This window comes from bacterium (assembly GCA_008933615.1).
Taxonomy (GTDB): Bacteria; CLD3; CLD3; order SB21; family SB21; genus SB21.
In genome coordinates, this window is record WBUR01000055.1 from 1 (window position 1) to 17,173 (window position 17,173).

Consider the following 17,173-nt stretch of genomic DNA (forward strand, 5'->3'; position numbering starts at 1 on the left):
GCTTTGCTGCTTCGGGCTTTCTCACTGCATTTTCAGGGGGAAAACAAACCGTTGGTTTTAGCAAAAACCCGTTATCGTTTTTATTTACCCAACGAATACCGCACCAATACCAACGCCACGAAATTGTGCGTAACCATGCGTTGGTTCAAGACATTACCGATACTACCCCCGCCCGCCCAAAATTATATCCCACAAACGCTGATTACAATTTTGTAAGCAGCTATAAGAATGAAAGATACATTTGCATAGCACCTGCTTCGGTATGGTTTACCAAGCAGTTTCCGCAAGAAAAATGGGTGGAGTTTTTAAACGCCATCCCCTCTCCTATTTCGGTGTATGTATTAGGCGGTCCCGGCGATAATGAGCTTTGCGGTGAGATAGTTAAACAAGTGAACAACCCTGCTATATCCATTCATATTTTGGCAGGAAAACTAAGCTTGTTGCAAACCACCGCTTTGATGCGCGATGCAGTAATGAATTATACCAACGATTCGGCTCCGTTGCACCTTGCCAGCTCCATTAATGCTCCCTCAAGGGCAATGTTTTGCAGCACGGTTCCATCGTTTGGGTTCGGCCCGTTGAGTGATAACAGCGCCATTATTGAAACCGACCTTGCATTGGATTGCCGCCCTTGCGGACTCCACGGCCACAAAGCCTGCCCCAAAGGACACTTTAAATGCGCATTGTCTATTGATGTATTGAAAATGGTAGCGGCATTACAACCTTCTTAACATAACCTTTACCTCTTAATTTTTTTTCATCCTACACAACCCTTTTCATGTTTTGTACGTGTAAGTGCGTATAACCCATTTAACAACTATGAAAAAAGTAATTACTTTATTTGCTTTTATTGGCGGAGCCATGTTTGCTCACAGCCAAAATTTGTCCTACACCCTAACCACTAAAACAGGCACTTATGCAGAATTAGCTTCGCCTACCGTTACAACAGGAGACTGGAAAAACCCGCGAACCGTAACTTTGGGATTCGACTTTAGGTTTTTTAACAAAACCTACGCAACGGCTTACGTAGTCCCTTTTTTGGGGCTTGTTAACTTTACCAATGCCAGCTTTTATGACGAAATTTCTGTCATAGGAGGTGCTTTGATAAAACACAGCACGTTAACTTCTAATTTCTCGTACAAAATTGAAGGTAATTCACCCAACCGGATTGCAAAACTCCAATGGAAGAACGGCGGTTTTGAAGCCGACATAACTAATCAGGCATTTTTCAACCTGCAAATATGGTTGTATGAGGGCAGCAATATTATTGAAATAAGGCATGGCAGCAGCCAAGGGGTAACCCAAGATATTTTTGCCCAAGCTCCTCCTTCTTACAAAGTACAAAATGAAACACCCGATTCTTCATTGTATTTAAAAGGAAGTTTCTCAGCTCCGGTTTTCGATTTAAACCCCCAAACCGTGACAGGACTCGATGCTTATCCCTCAGAGGGAACCATTTATGTTTTAACGCCCAAAGGATATGCCCCCGGACCAAACTCAACACCTGAAAGGTCAAAAAACATCGCAGTATCATTATATCCTAACCCCGCCACAGGCAACCAACTGATGATTGAAAGCGGCTCAGAAATAACTGAGGTAAACATTTCCGATATTCAGGGGAAAATATTGCAGACCATTCAAAACGTTAACCAAAGCCAAGTTAACATTGAACACAACCTGAAAACAGGTATCTACCTCGTAAAAGTGAATACCCGTGAGAGCATTAGCACACAAAAATTAATTATTAACTAAAAAATCAGCATATCGTTTGGGGGTAATAACTAAGCCGATTGTATATACCCTACAAACTATGAAAACTTTCACATTTCCATTATTTATCATGCTGGTGCTATTTGCCTCATCATGCAAAACACCGCAAATGCTTGTTGATACTGACCTGAAACAAACCAGTGCGGCCATGACCGTAAAAGGCCGCTATGGTTTGTTGATTGGTCAGAAGTTGAGCTTCGGCTCCTACCAAACAGGCGAAGTACAACGCGGCTGGATAAAAAGTCGCCGCTTTAACTTTTTGTTTATTGATAATACCAACAGCAAACAAGCCATTAACTTTTCATTATCTGATAGCTTGGGAAACAATTATACCGCCCAATGCCTTAGCAAACTAAAGAAAGAACAAACCGATTTGGGTTTCTTTTTAGGGCACTCAAACAATCCTATTTTGAATGAATTGATGCGGATTGACGAAGAATACGACGAAACATTTGCCGTTACCATTGAGGCGGACAGCTCTACCGTTTGGAATATGCTGGTAGCCAATCGCCACATTGTACGCCAAAGGGGCAAATACAAAGGCTTGCTGTATAGCCAAACCCAAACTATTGAAATTAACCCCATCCGCCACGTTGAGGGCACAAAAGTTCCGTTTCCGGATGTTATCGGTTTCGAATACATACTTGACGGAAAAGTAATAGGCGCGGTAGAAACGCTGAATAAGGGTCGTATTTGGATTAGTCCTGACATTGATACCCAACTGAAAGGCATTTTGGCGGCTGCCTCTGCTGCCTTGTTGCTGCAAACCGATTTGGAGACCGTGTAAACTACTTCACAATTTTTCCGTTAAACATAGTTAGCACACGTTTAACAAAAGTGATTCTAACCCAATTATAAATGCCTGTCAAAATCAGGTAAGCAGCCCCTAATAACATAAGAAGCTTATATTCAAAGTATCCTTGGGTTGCTGAATATATAAACCACACAAACGCCACAGTAAATACTAGTAAAACTAGCCACCAAAAAGGGCTCACAAATACTTTGCATTCAAGTAAGGTACCCTCGTAACTATTTTTTACTTCGGCTGTAAGGAAAAAAAACACCAAGCCGTCTTGAGGCCCATTAAATGGCCCTCTTCTGAGCTCACTGTGGTTCTTCTGGTTAAAAAATAAATCAAAACAATTGCTGTATATGTACCCTGTGTACGTGCCATCTTCATTTTTTATCATTGCACGTACCTTAGCCATCACCTCATCATAGTTCTCAGGTGATTTGATAGCTATTACCTTATTAGACCAAGGCAACCAACTAAATTTCATTACTACAAAGAAAGAACATTCTTTTAACCTCCCCAATTTTTCAAATTGCACCTTATCTTTGCCGCCCTGCAAATGAAACAGCATCTTACCCATCACATCTTTGAGGTAGTGAGCGAAGCCGCCCACCAATTAGGCATACCCTGCTATGCTATTGGCGGCTACGTGCGTGATATTTTTTTGAAAAGAGACAGTAAAGACGTTGATATTGTGGCTATTGGCAGCGGAATTGATTTGGCGCACGAAGTAGCAAATCTACTCCCCAACAAGCCCCACGTAAGTTTTTTCAAAAACTTCGGGACGGCCATGCTTAAAACCGACGATGGTTGGGAAATTGAGTTTGTAGGTGCCCGAAAAGAATCGTACAACCGCAACTCGCGCAAACCGATAGTTGAAAACGGTACGTTGGAAGACGACCAAAACCGCCGCGATTTTACCATAAACGCGTTGGCAATATCACTTAATAAAGAAAGCTACGGCGAGTTACTCGACCCTTTTAACGGGATAAAGGACATGGAAGACAAAATCATCCGTACACCTTTAGATCCTGATATTACCTTTAGTGATGACCCATTGCGCATGATGCGAGGCATACGCTTTGCCAGTCAGTTAGGTTTTACCATTGAACCTGAAACATTACAGGCCATTGAACGCAATTCCGAACGGATAAAAATTGTTTCGATGGAGCGCATCAGCGACGAGTTGAACAAAATTATCCTTTCAAAAGTGCCTTCGGTGGGTTTTAACTACCTGTTTGATACAAAGCTGCTGCACATAATTTTCCCCGAACTGGCAGCCATGTATGGCGTAGAGGTGATAAACGGAAAAGCACATAAGGACAACTTTTACCACACCCTAAAGGTGCTGGACAATATTTGCTTAGAAACCGATGATTTGTGGTTACGCTGGTCGGCCATACTGCACGACATTGCCAAACCGGCAACCAAACGTTTTGAGCCGGGTCACGGATGGACGTTTCACGGCCACGAAGACAGGGGCGCTCGAATGGTTAAACCCATTTTCGACCGTTTTAAACTTCCCTTAAATGAAAAGATGAGGTTTGTACAAAAAATGGTAGCCCTGCACCTGCGCCCTATTGTGCTTTCGCAAGAGGTGGTGACAGACAGCGCTGTACGCCGATTGATTGTAGATGCAGGCGAGGATGTGGATGCACTGATTACGTTGTGCCGCGCCGATATTACCTCGAAGAATGAAATTAAGGTGAAGAAGTTTTTGGCGAACCTTAAAATTGTTCAGCAAAAAATAATCGACGTTACCGAGAGAGATAATCTGCGTAACTTCCAACCACCGGTGGATGGTTTCGACATAATGAATACCATTGATATACAGGATAAAACCCAAATAGGTGCTATAAAAGCAGCAGTTCGCGAAGCCATACTCGACGGTGAAATTAAAAACGACCGACAAGAGGCTTTTGATTTTATGCTGGCCACCGCAGCAAAAATGGGATTATCGATAAAACCTAGTCCTACAACATAAACTACAAATAAGATTTTTGGTTAATTTGCCACACGAAACCTATGCCACTGTATAAATTTAAAGTTTACTTTGAAGACAATGATGAGGTGTACCGCATCATCGAAGTGAAACACAATCAAACTTTTCAGCACTTGCACGATGCAATCCTTACCTCTGTAGGGTTTGATAACAAGCACGAAGCATCGTTTTATATGAGCGATGATACTTGGCGCAAGGGTCAACAAATAACTACCAAAAAAGGTACTGACAACCCTTTGCTGAAAGACAGTAAACTGAACGCCTTTATAAACGACCCGCACCAAAAAATACTGTATGTGTATGATTTGGAAGCACAATGGTGGTTTAACTGCGAACTTACCGGCATTATTATTAATGAAGATGCAGGAAAAGAATATCCTTTTGTGGCTAAAACAGTAGGCAAAGCCCCCAAACAATACAATACTGAGAAAAAGATTGGCGAAGATTTGGAGGAAGACGAGTTTGAATACATTACCCGCAACTTGCTTGCAGGCGACGTAGCCCCCGAAGAGTTAGGAGAAGGCTTTGGCAGCGAAGGCGAAGAAGAAGAGAGCGAGGACGGAGAAGACAGCGGATTGTTTGCCGACGATGAGGAAGCCCCTACCACGGGTTTAGACGACGATATGTAATTCCTGTTTTCAGGTTGTGTACATTCTACAGCTGTACTATAAACAGCATCCTTTATAACTTACATACATTTTTAGGACAGTTGATTAATGCTTAATCACCCCGGTAAAAAATACCTTATTGTAGTGGCAGGTCCAACAGCTGTGGGTAAAACGGCTGCTGCCATACAAATTGCTGAGGAATTGGGTACTGAAATCATTTCAGCCGATTCAAGGCAGTTTTATAGCGAATTAAATATTGGAGTTGCACGGCCTTCTGAAGATGAATTAAGAACCGTAAAACATCATTTCATCGGGCATATATCTATCACAACCCCTTATACTGCTGCTGATTTTGAAAAGGATGCACTGGCTGTGCTTTCACAACTTTTCACATCACACAACTATGTGGTGGTGGCAGGAGGCTCAGGGCTGTTTATTAATGCACTGCTAAACGGTTTGGATGATTTACCGTCGGATGAAGAATTACGCGAACAACTCTCCCGAAATTTGGAAACCGAAGGTTTGGAAGTATTAGCCGAGCAACTGAAACAACTGGATATTGAGTCGTACTCAACCATTGATATAAATAACCCACGCCGTGTAATACGTGCCCTTGAGATTTGTTTAGCTTCGGGTAAAAAAGCCTCGAAACTGCGTATGAATAATGCGGCAAAACGTGATTTTATACCTATAAAAATTGCCTTAAACCTTGATAGGGAGTTATTATACAGCCGCATTAACCAACGGGTAGATGTGATGATGAATACAGGACTGTTAAAGGAAGTTGAGGGTTTACTACCCCATCGTAGTCTAAACTCGTTGCAAACGGTAGGCTATAAAGAGTTGTTTGATTATTTTGATGGAAGTACCTCTTTAAACGAGGCGGTTGATTTAATTAAACAGCACACCCGAAATTACGCCAAGCGACAGCTAACGTGGTTTAGAAAAGACACCGATTATAGTTGGTTTGAACCTACACAAACGGGTGAGATGCTCCAACACATCAAATCAGTAAGTTTATAAAACAAAAAAACCCGCCGTTGGCGGGTTTTTTTATAAAACGTGATAATATTATTATTTAAGGTTTTTAGAGGTACCGTTGATGATAAGTTTGCCGCTGCCACCTGTTTTCCAAAGTACAACAACAACTTCAAGGTTATCTTTAACCCAAGCTGCATCAAGAGTAGTTTCAAAAGTTTTTGAAACCTCTTGGTTTGCAGTAACACCGGTAATCAAGTCTTCACCTACTACGCTGCTGGCAACGCTCTTACGCAATACGTTGTTGTGAGTTGCGTTTTCGTTCCAACCTGTACCGCTAACATATTGACGACCTTTGATGTTGTTTTCAACAACATAAACTGACATTGAGTATGCATCAGTTGAAGTTTCAAAGAATTTAGTTTTGGTTTTGATGGTTAGTTTGTTGCTGGCATCTACTGTTACATCAACTGAAGAGTTAGCAGAAGCAGTTTTGCTCAACACAGTGTTGATTTGGGTAGTCATACCGGCTTCCATTCCTGTACCACCGCCGATTTTTTGTGCAGGTTGTCCGGCACCGCCGATAGCGCAAGTAGGAACACCTGTTACAGCCCAAGCACTGGCTAATGAGTTTGCTTCAGGAGTATTGTAAGGATCTGTAGCACCGCCACCGCCATTAAGATGGCAAGCAACTACCACAAATTTGGTTGGGTTTGCTTTTTCAACATTAGCCATAGCAGGCTTACCGTACAAACCGCAAGGTCCACACCAAGTACCTGACAAGTAAAAACCAACTGCTTTTTGCTCTTGAGCAATACCTGCGGCTGGGTTTTCAGTAGGAGTAGCGTTGTTTTCTTCTTTTTTACATGATGTAACGGCTAAAACAGCCACGAAGAATAAAGAAAGTAGAGATAACTTTTTCATATTTTAAGGAATAGTAATTGGTTACGTTTTACTAAACTGCGATTTACGTATAAATGTTGTACGGTGCAACATCTTTTTTTATTCAGCCAATCGCATAATTAAAAACTCAACACGACGGTTTTTCTTACGCCCTTCGGGAGTAGCGTTGCTGGCTATCGGCCTTGAACTGCCAAATCCATCAGCAAACAAACGTTTTCCGTCAATGCCTTTACTTACAAGGTATTTTTTCACGGCTTGTGCACGGCGTTTGCTTAGTGACAAATTCACCGCAGGGTCGCCAACATTATCCGTATGTCCTTCTATTGATACTAAGTAATTTTTCTTAGCGGTTAGTAATCTTGCCAGATTATCTAATGCTTCAAACGACTCATCTTTAATTACATCGCTACCGCTTTCAAATATCAGGTTATCAAATGCCTCCTGTAATATCTTATCCTCGGTTTGCATGGGTTTAGGCTCTTTTTTAGGCTCAACCTTGGGCTCTTCTTTTGCAATTACTGTATCACGAGGCTCTTCTTTCTTCTCAGGACAGCCGAAGTTTTCTTTCAAACCTTTTTCATCCGGACATTGGTCTGCTGTATCTATCACACCGTCGCCATCCCCATCAGGACAACCGTTCATTGCCGGTAAGCCTTTAAGTTCAGGGCAAGCATCAGCAGTATCAATAATACCATCTTTATCTGTATCAGGGCAGCCGTTATATTCTTTCTCACCTGCCAATTGAGGGCATTTATCTTCATCATCCAAAATACCGTCGCCGTCTGTATCGGGGCAACCGCGAGTTTTCTTGCTTCCTGCCATATCAGGACACTTATCTTCGCTATCTCCTACCCCATCGTTATCCCTGTCGGGGCAACCTTTCAGTTTCCATACTCCTGCCGAATCAGGACACATGTCCCTGCGGTCAGACACCATATCTTTATCCCTGTCTTTTGGTTTTTTATAAGAAATAGGAATACACAACCCTGTGTACACATCCATTCCGTATAAGTTTCTTGAATTGAACAATAACGACCCAATCCTGTCTGAACCTAAGAAAAAGGGGCCAATCCTAAAGAACATACCAAAGTTTAATGAACGGAAGTCGTTGTTGATTACAATAGGTACTGCCGCGTCAATCCATTTGCTTTCGTAGCGTGGTGTTACCGATAGCTGTGTAAAATGACGCATACCTGTTTGTCCTTTGCGACGAAGGCTTTGAATGTAGGTGGCGTTTACATAAAAGTTTTTTACGATGTTATAGTCAAACTGTAGGTTTAGGGTTGAGGGCAGTTTTGACTTGAATGAACTATTTACTGCTTGAAAACCGATAAGGGTATCGATGTAACGATTCATGCGGGCAAACCCGTCATAGTTTTCAGTCTCTTGCCCAAAATCTTCAAACATTTTGTTTAGCGTATCGGTTTTGCCTATATCCAACGTTGCATTAGCAGGCAGCACCCTTTCTCCCACCCACTTTGAGTTATTGTAGTTAATACTACCCAAATCTATCAGCGCAGCCCCAATTTTCATTTTAGGCTTCACAGCACTACGGTCGTAGCGTTTTTCCCTATCCATTGTGTAACGGTGGTTTTTGTAATCAGGCCTGTATTCATACGTAAAGCCCAGGTCAAAACCCCAACCTGCCCCTAGTTTATCTTTAAACAAAATCCTAGAGAGACTCAAATCAGCATCATTGGCCGTATAATAATTTTCGCTTACATAAGCATATTGAATGCTTGTGTTTACAAAGCCTATACTATCAGCATTATGCACAACTATACCGCCTCCGGGTTTGTTTTGAAAATAGGTACTGTATAACCCCGTTAAACGTTTTACAGTAATACCGGCCTTAAATGCCTGACTTTTATTTTCGTAAACTAATGAGCTGTAGCTGAAACTGTATTCGGCAAACACGTTAGCATTGATGGCAAAATCGTTTTGGCCGTATAATGCACCGTATGAAAGGCTATCAGGACCCGAAAATGCCGCCGACGTGGGGCTGGTACCCCAACGCATAATACGGGCAAGGTTTTCGTTTAGATCTAGTACTTGTATTGCAGCCCTTACTCTGGTTCCAATAGCAAAGGTGTGTTTTGGCCCTACGGTAAATAATACTGACGGTCCGCGTACCTCAGTCATAAAACTGAAGTTTTTATTTTTTCCGTTAAGATTTTCAAGTAAGTACGAGTCTTCCCAACGCGGAGTACCGTTAGAATCAAGGTATTCATCGGCTACTTTGTTGGTTAATACCCTCCACGGGCTATAGGGTGTATTTAGTTTTATGTAATCGTTGTGAAAATTTACATTAAGCCCCACCAAATTCATGTAAAAATTATACTTGTTGTTGGCCATGTTGGCAGGGTTAATATACATGCCATTAGTGCCCGCATAACTACTGTTTGCGTAGCCCAACCAATGCTGTGCTGTTGCTTTTTGCGCTGTTGAAAGAAGTAATAAAAAAAGAAAAGAATATAATAATGAGTAAACTATTTTCATCAAGAATGATTATTTACACCAAATTAACACACTTTTTTTACAAATAACACAATCCGCTTGTTGATAACGTATAAAAAACAACCCCGCTACCAAAAACTGGTAACGGGGTTGTTATATAAAATATTGTATGCTTTAAGTAATTATTTAATCACTTTAAATTCAACCCTGCGGTTTTTCTGTCTTCCTTCAGGTGTTTTATTAGTATCAACGGGCCTTGCATCGCCAAAACCTTCAGTTTTTATTCGGGTGTCTTCTACACCTTTGCTCACAAGGTATGCTTTTACAGCATTGGCCCTGTTTTCACTCAGTTTTTGGTTAGCCTTTTTATTACCCACGTTATCAGTGTGGCCTGCAATGTATATGCGGTAGGCTGTTTTTACTTTTAGCAATTCGGCCAACTCATCCAAACTTGCAAACGATTCAGGGCGTATTACTGATTTTCCGGTCTCAAACTCAAGGTTGTCAAATGCTTCACGCAATACTTTTTCTTCCTCTTCAGCCAATTCAACAATCTCTATTTGTTCAGCCACTTTAGGGCATCCGTTGTTTTCAGGCAAGCCGGCTTCCATAGGGCACAAGTCCTTGTGGTCGGGCACACCGTCACCATCAGTATCGGGGCATCCGCCAAACGCTTGTATACCTGCTACATCAGGGCATTTATCAAGGTTATCGGGTATGCTATCCTTATCAGTATCAGGGCAACCTTTAAACTCAGGTAAACCTGCCACATCCACACACTTATCTTCAATATCACGAACGCCGTCTAGGTCGGTATCAGGGCAACCTTTAAGCTCTATCGGGCCTTTCACATCCACGCAATCGTCTTTCAAATCTTCAACACCGTCTAGGTCGGTATCAGGACAACCGTTAAACTCAGGCAATCCTTTCAAGAATTTGCATGAATCAAGCCTGTCTTCAACACCATCATCGTCGGTATCAGGGCAACCGTTAAACGACACTTCTCCGGGTACATCCGGACATTCGTCTTTAGTATCCTGCACACCATCCCCATCCCTGTCAGGACAGCCGTTAAACTGAGCCAAACCTGCTGTATCAGGGCATTGGTCTTTTGCATCTTCTATACCGTCTCTATCCCTATCAGGGCAACCGTTAAAGTCCCAAATACCGGGTACATTTTTGCAACGGTCGCGGCGGTCTGATACTCCGTCTTTGTCTCTGTCCCGTGGGTTGCGTTTATAAATAGGCACGTACAAGCCTGCATAAAAATCAAGCCCGTACACGTTCTTTTTACGAATTAAACCCGAAATATTATCAGAGCCGATGTACACAGGGCCAAAACGCAGCATGGCTCCTAACGTTAAGTTTCTGTAATCGTTGTTTAGAATAATCGGCATTGATGCTTCAAACCAATTGGTCTCGTAGCGCGGTGTAACCGCTAACATCGAAAACTGGCGCGAACCGATAGCTCCTTTTTTGCGCAAACCTTGCAACCAAAGTACGTTTACATATACGTTGTCGATTACTTTAACATCTGCTTGAAGGTTAATTGCCGTGGGTAGTTTTGAAGTTATTTCATTGGTTTGACTTTCAAAACCAAACACTGTTCCCACAGCACTGTCAAAACGATTGAATACACTTTGTCCGGGGCCTAATGAATCAAAATTATCGAAAATTTTACCTACAGTATCTAAGCTACCCCAAGTAACCACCTTGTTTTTGGCAATTACATTATTTCTAACATACTGCTGATTGCTGTAACGAATGCTTCCAAAATCCATCAAAGTACCGCTAATTCTAAGCAGGTACTTGTTTTTGGTTTTGTCCCAACGTTCTTTACCGTCAAGGGTATATTTATATTTATCGTGGTTAGGTCTCAACTCATACGTTACACCCAAATCAAGTCCAAATCCTTTACCCAAACGGTTAGAGCCAAACATTTTATTAAAGCCCGGATTATCAAAATCACCCGATTGGTTGCGGTAGTAACCTTCGTTTACATAACCGTAACTAATGTTAGTATTATCAAAAGTAAGGCTGTCTTCACCTGAAATTTTAACACCGTTTCCGCCTTCGTTTTTAAGGTAAAAGGTATACAACCCCGATAAGTGTTTGTAGGTGATACCCGCTTTTAAGAAGTGTTTTTTATTGTCTAACAACACAGTGGCGTAGGTAAAACTCATTTCGGTAAACGCGTTTACGTTAATACCAAAACGGGTTTGTTTGTATAGTTCTTCAATGTTCAAACCATCAGGTCCCTCAAAACCATCGGTAGAATCATCCAAACCCCAGCGTATCATCCTTGCAATGGGTTGCGACACATCCACTGCCTGAAAAAACACACGGCTGCGCGTACTAAATGCAATGGCATGCTTTGGGTGCAGCGATATCATAAATGAGGGGCCACGGGTTTCGTTTGAAAAGTTTACCACTTTATCTTTCCCGTTCAGGTTCTCAGTCACGTTTTTGATACTAAGAGTAGTATCATTCTCTCTTAAATACTTCAGCAGTGTTTTTTCACCGCTAAAACTAATGTAGTTGTTGTAAAAATTGGTTCCGGTACCAAAAAGATTAATGTGGGCTGCTAACCGACTATCAACAATAGTCGCTGGGTTTAAGTAAATCCCATTTACACCTGCTCTGTTTCCGGTCGAAAGGCCGATCCAGTTTTGTGCTTTTACTGCATAGCAAAAGCAAACCAATAAGGCCAAAAATATAGGTTTTTTCATAGGCTAGTTAAAACAAGAGGTTCAAAGGTACACCAAATATAAGTTCCTTATCGCGGGTTATTGAACCCTTTCTGAAAAAAATGCGTGTTTGTGCACGTAAAAAACCTGTTATTTGAAACTGGAATTACACAACACTTTAAACCTACTATAACTAACTGTACTTACATGAGTAGCTTGCAATACCGTATTTTGGCAATTGCCTCTTTTATTGCCGCCTTAGCAATTATAATCGGTGCTTTTGGAGCACATTACTTAAAAACCATTTTAGAAGCCTCAGAATTAAACAGTTTAGAAACCGGTGTGCGCTACCAAATGTATCATGCCTTTGCCATTTTGTTTTTATCCTTGCAAGCTGCAAAAGCTAAACCGGCTACCATAAATACTGTACTGTATTTATTTATTGCAGGTGTTATTTGCTTTAGCGGCTCTATTTATGTGTTTACTGCATTAACAATACTTGATGTAACTATCCCTGCGTTTGTAAGGCTTATTACACCCGTAGGCGGATTGCTTTTGGTTACTGCTTGGGCCGTATTGTGTTCAAACAGCATCAAGCATTTGTACCAACGCAACAAGGAGCGCAACTCGTAACATATTATTAATTTAAATTGCTTACCTTTATGGGGTGGTAAGGCCCATAATGAAAACAATTTATTTTCTTCGTCATGCCAAATCAAGTTGGAAAGATGCCGAGCTTTCTGACATTGACCGCCCACTCAACAAGCGTGGAAAACTAAATGCGCCCCTTATGGGAAGACACATGCGCAAACTAAAAGTAAAACCACAGCTCATCATTTCAAGCCCCAGCAAACGTACCATGACCACCGCCCTTATTGTAGCCGATAAAATTGGTTATGAAGAGCGGAATATTAAAATTGATATGCACCTGTACGGTGCCAACGTGGCTCAAATAGCGCAATTGGTGCATCATTTGGATGATAATCTGAAAAAAGTAATGATTGTAGGGCATAACCCAGCGTTTACTTTAATTGTTGATTATTTTACCGGAAAACCTATTGATAACCTGCCTACCTGCGGATTGGTGCAAATTGATTTTAAGGCCAAAACATGGAAAGAAATTGTGCCCAAGGCAGGCAGCTTGGAGCTGTTTGAGTTTCCAAAAAAGGTAGAAGACCTTGAAAAGAAAAAGGTGAAAAAAGAAGCCTGAGCCTTTCTAAACTCGTCATTTCATAGCCCCTAAACCATCTACTTTTTAGTATGTTTGCCTATCCTAATGTCCTTGCTCGAATTTTATACTGAACATACCCACGCCGAGCGCCAAACCTTGTTTGCAGAAGTTATACTGCCCCTGCATCTGCCCAAAAGCTATACTTACCGCATACCGTTTGAGTATAATACCGCAGCACAAGTAGGCAAGCGGGTAATAGTGCAGTTTGGCAAGCGAAAAATTTATGCAGGCATCATAAAATCAATGGCTACCGAGCCGCCCAAAGGCTACGAAGCCAAGTACATACTGCACGTATTAGACGATGAACCGATAGTAAACGCCACTGCCCTATCGTTTTGGCAATGGATGGCTGGGTATTATATGTGCCCTGCGGGTGATGTGATGAACGCCGCCCTTCCCGCTGCCCTGAAACTTGAAAGCGAATCGAAAATTAAGTGGAACGAAGAGGCCGAAGGCGTTGAGGGGATTGAGCTGAGTACCAAAGAACAAACCCTGCTGTTTGCCATTAAAGGCGCAAAAGAAAAAGAAATATCGCTGGGCGAAGTAGCCGATATTCTCAACATAAAAAATACATTCCCCGTAATACGCTCCTTGTTTGATAAGGGATTGATTATCATTAACGAGGAAATAAAAGACCGCTACAAACCCAAAACGCGCACCCAAATAACCCTTAGCCCCCAATACAGCAACAACAGCCCTGAATTGAAACCGTTGTTTGAAGGCCTTGAAAAACGTGCCCCCCGACAACTGGAAATACTGCTACAGTATTTTAACCTGAGTTTTGAGCAGGATGTAATTTATAAAGACGAGTTAATTACAGAAACTACCCACCGTGCGGCCTTGAACACGTTGGTGAATAAGGGTATTTTTATTGAAACCGAAATTATTATCGACCGCCTTTTTGCTGAAAGCAATGCCACCGCACAAAACACATTAAACAGTGAGCAGCAAAAAGCCTTTGCGGATATTAACAACCACTTTGCCGATAAAGATGTGATATTGCTACACGGTATTACCGGCAGCGGCAAAACCCACGTGTACGTTGAGTTGATAAAACAAGCCATTGCACAAGGCAAACAAGTGCTATACCTGCTACCCGAAATTGCCCTTACCGTTCAGTTGGTAGGCAGGTTGCGTGCCCACTTTGGTAACAGCGTGTTGGTATCGCACTCACGGTTTAATGAAAACGAGCGGGTAGAAATATGGAAAAAGGTAGCCGAAGAAAAGGCACACATCATAGTGGGGCCACGCTCGGCGGTGTTTTTACCGTTTCAAAACCTTGGGCTGGTGATTGTGGATGAGGAACACGAGGGGAGCTTTAAACAGTTCGACCCTGCTCCGCGCTATCACGGCAGGGATGCTGCTATTTTTCTTGCCCACTTGTGGAAGGCGAAAACCCTGTTGGGAACTGCCACCCCATCGGTAGAGAGCTATTACAATGCAAAAGCAGGTAAATACGGGTTGGTAAAATTAGAGAACCGCTTTGGCAACTCGCACCTGCCGCAAATAATTACCGCTGATATGGCCGATGCAGGCAAAAAAAACCTGCTCAAAGGGCCTTTTACCGTGTTTTTGCTGGATAAACTAAACGATGCGTTAGCACAGCAAGAGCAAGCCATTTTATTTCAAAACCGCAAAGGGTTTGTGCCGCTAACGGTGTGCAAAACCTGCGGTTGGGTACCCAAATGCGAAAACTGCGATATCAGCCTCACCTATTATAAGTTTCAAAACAGCTTTAAATGCCAGTTTTGCGGTTACAATCATGCCCCCTACAAAGCCTGTGAAGCCTGTGGCAGCCATCACCTTGAAATGACAGGGTATGGTACCGAGCGCATTGAAGAGGAATTGCAATTATTATTGCCCAATGCCCGCACCGAGCGGTTTGATTTAGAAAATACCCGTACCAAAAATGCGTATTACCGCATCATCCGTGATTTTGAAAGCAAGGATATTGATGTGCTGGTGGGTACGCAAATGGTAGCCAAAGGGCTTGATTTTGAAGATGTGCAACTGGTGGGCATTTTGGATGCCGACCAACTGCTGCACCAACCTGATTTTAGAGCCAACGAACGGGCGTTTTACTTGATGGCACAAGTAGCCGGTCGTGCAGGACGTAGGGAAAAAGAAGGTGTGGTGGTATTGCAAACCCGCCGCCCGCACCACCCTACCATACAGTATGTGATACAGCACGATTACGAAAGTTTTTATCAAAGCGACCTTGCCGAAAGATTCCGTTTTAATTACCCGCCCTATTTTAAACTGATTAACCTGCGGATAAAAAATAAAGAGGCCGAAGCAGTAGAGAATGCGGCACAACAGTTGGCACACCTGCTGCGCGAAAAATTAGGCGACCGTGTACTGGGGCCGCAAGCCCCCTACATATCGCGGTTAAAAACCTTATACATTCGCAACATTTTGATAAAAATCGAACGCGAACGGGTATCGGTAACTTGGGTAAAAGACACCATCCATCAGTGCATAGAAGCCTTTATGCAAACCAAAGAAAACCGCAAAACCATCGTACAGGTAGATGTGGATGCTTATTTTTAGTGGGACATTACACCGATGTTATTTCAGTTAGCAAGTACATAAACAACCTCATTTCCAACTTCTACCAAATCATCATTTAGCGGAATTAAGGCAAGTGTTTCCTGGGTTAGTTTGTACTTGTAATATTTAGTGTTTTTTTGGTTTGATATAGTTAATACGCCATTATAATCTGCACTCCATACATTTAAATTATAATGAGAATATCCTTCAAAGCCCTTTAATAATCTGTTGGGTAAACCAAACTCAATAATTTCTTCGGGGTTGTTTTTATTGCAATATTTACCCGCAATAAGTGCTTTGTTGTATTTAGCCACACGCTGTTCTACGCCGCCTCCGTTTTTTTCTTTAGTATACCTGTATCTTTTCCCTGTAGTGGTAGCGCAAATAAACTCGTTCTTGCCATTAAAACCCTCTATAGTAAAGCCAATTTTGCTATCAAATTCAGACACAAAACTATATGTGTTTTTCACGCTGTCGTACTCACCATAAAACATGCACGAACCCGCTTCGTACGACGATGCCAAAACAGGACAGGAATCAGAACTGATAAAATCATCGTCAAAAGTAAATATCCCAAAGGGGCTTACATCTGCATCAGGCACTATATACTCTTTCCTTGCCTTCACTAAATCAAAGTAGCCTTCATTATCCCACGTACCCAAAAGGGCTTTATCTAAAGCATTTTTCTTTTGTGCAACGGCTTTGCTATAGGTTTTAGGGGCGTGTTTTTGCTCTTTGCCACAACCTGCTGATAGCGCAATTAATAGCCAAACAAACACTGTTGCTACTTTTTTAACCCAACTCATCCCCTCAAATATAAAATACAATGCCACAAACCTCAAAATCTCCAATTATGCTTATAAACATCAATTGCCATGAGTTTATACAGCAGCCCCCAAGCCGCCCTCGACGATTTGGAAAGTGTAATTAACACACTAACTGAAGAATTGCAGCTATACGCCCAACGTCCCCAACCCAACGGTGCATACCTTGATAAGCAGAACCGCCACATACACCGCTTAACGGATATTTACAACGGTATCACCGCTTTTCAGCATTACGATGCTTGGACAGCCCTTGAAACCCTAATGAAACGCCTGCAACAAACTGACCCAAACATTAGCGGCTACTACATACACCTGCGCACCCAACCCCACGGAAACAATTTTGCTTTGATAGAATACAACCCGTTTT

Annotated in this window: 14 protein-coding genes; 9 read left to right on the forward strand and 5 right to left on the reverse strand. The window is 42.1% G+C overall.

Going from position 1 to position 17,173, the window contains the following annotated elements; translation table 11 throughout:
- The 3 genes from F9K33_15320 to F9K33_15330 all read left to right on the forward strand — a co-directional run.
- A partial coding sequence (locus tag F9K33_15320; protein ID KAB2877830.1) for a glycosyltransferase family 9 protein occupies positions 1-731 on the forward strand: 731 nt, incomplete at its 5' end.
- An 88-nt stretch (positions 732-819) separates the two neighbouring features.
- Positions 820-1,752, forward strand: coding sequence for a T9SS type A sorting domain-containing protein (locus F9K33_15325; GenBank protein ID KAB2877831.1), 933 nt, complete (start codon positions 820-822; stop codon positions 1,750-1,752).
- Positions 1,753-1,810: 58 nt separating this feature from the next.
- Positions 1,811-2,557, forward strand: a complete 747-nt coding sequence (locus F9K33_15330) for a hypothetical protein (protein ID KAB2877832.1) — start codon at positions 1,811-1,813, stop codon at positions 2,555-2,557.
- Between the two features lies 1 nt (position 2,558).
- Here the strand turns inward: F9K33_15330 and F9K33_15335 are convergent, their stop codons facing one another.
- Positions 2,559-3,143, reverse strand: coding sequence for a hypothetical protein (locus F9K33_15335; protein ID KAB2877833.1), 585 nt, complete (start codon positions 3,141-3,143; stop codon positions 2,559-2,561).
- On the opposite strand from F9K33_15335, the gene F9K33_15340 reads away from it, so the two are divergent.
- The 3 genes from F9K33_15340 (at position 3,123) to miaA (ending at position 6,196) form a co-directional block, all read left to right on the forward strand.
- Positions 3,123-4,547 (forward strand): HD domain-containing protein, encoded by a 1,425-nt coding sequence (locus F9K33_15340; GenBank protein KAB2877834.1) that lies wholly within the window; start codon positions 3,123-3,125, stop codon positions 4,545-4,547. The genes F9K33_15335 and F9K33_15340 overlap by 21 nt on opposite strands.
- Positions 4,548-4,588: 41 nt before the next feature.
- Complete coding sequence (locus F9K33_15345) at positions 4,589-5,194, forward strand: plasmid pRiA4b ORF-3 family protein (protein KAB2877835.1); 606 nt, start codon at positions 4,589-4,591, stop codon at positions 5,192-5,194.
- 87 nt (positions 5,195-5,281) lie between these two features.
- Positions 5,282-6,196 (forward strand): tRNA (adenosine(37)-N6)-dimethylallyltransferase MiaA, encoded by a 915-nt coding sequence (gene miaA, locus F9K33_15350; GenBank protein ID KAB2877836.1) that lies wholly within the window; start codon positions 5,282-5,284, stop codon positions 6,194-6,196.
- A 51-nt stretch (positions 6,197-6,247) separates the two neighbouring features.
- Here the strand turns inward: miaA and F9K33_15355 are convergent, their stop codons facing one another.
- From F9K33_15355 to F9K33_15365, 3 genes are all read right to left on the reverse strand, one after another.
- Entirely contained in the window at positions 6,248-7,075 is an 828-nt protein-coding gene (locus F9K33_15355) for an Omp28-related outer membrane protein (protein ID KAB2877837.1), read from the reverse strand.
- A gap of 78 nt (positions 7,076-7,153) precedes the next feature.
- Complete coding sequence (locus F9K33_15360; protein ID KAB2877838.1) at positions 7,154-9,553, reverse strand: OmpA family protein; 2,400 nt, start codon at positions 9,551-9,553, stop codon at positions 7,154-7,156.
- 140 nt (positions 9,554-9,693) lie between these two features.
- Positions 9,694-12,240: an OmpA family protein gene (locus F9K33_15365; GenBank protein KAB2877839.1), complete on the reverse strand. Its 2,547-nt coding sequence runs from the start codon at positions 12,238-12,240 to the stop codon at positions 9,694-9,696.
- A 174-nt stretch (positions 12,241-12,414) separates the two neighbouring features.
- On the opposite strand from F9K33_15365, the gene F9K33_15370 reads away from it, so the two are divergent.
- From F9K33_15370 to priA, 3 genes are all read left to right on the forward strand, one after another.
- Complete coding sequence (locus F9K33_15370; GenBank protein ID KAB2877840.1) at positions 12,415-12,831, forward strand: DUF423 domain-containing protein; 417 nt, start codon at positions 12,415-12,417, stop codon at positions 12,829-12,831.
- A 49-nt stretch (positions 12,832-12,880) separates the two neighbouring features.
- Positions 12,881-13,408, forward strand: coding sequence for a histidine phosphatase family protein (locus F9K33_15375; protein KAB2877841.1), 528 nt, complete (start codon positions 12,881-12,883; stop codon positions 13,406-13,408).
- Positions 13,409-13,474: 66 nt separating this feature from the next.
- Positions 13,475-15,979, forward strand: coding sequence for a primosomal protein N' (priA, locus tag F9K33_15380; GenBank protein KAB2877842.1), 2,505 nt, complete (start codon positions 13,475-13,477; stop codon positions 15,977-15,979).
- A 23-nt stretch (positions 15,980-16,002) separates the two neighbouring features.
- On the opposite strand, the gene F9K33_15385 is transcribed toward priA, so the two are convergent.
- Positions 16,003-16,812 carry a hypothetical protein gene (locus tag F9K33_15385; protein ID KAB2877843.1) on the reverse strand — a complete coding sequence of 270 codons (810 nt, stop codon included), beginning with the start codon at positions 16,810-16,812 and terminating at the stop codon, positions 16,003-16,005.
- Positions 16,813-17,173: the final 361 nt, after the last annotated feature.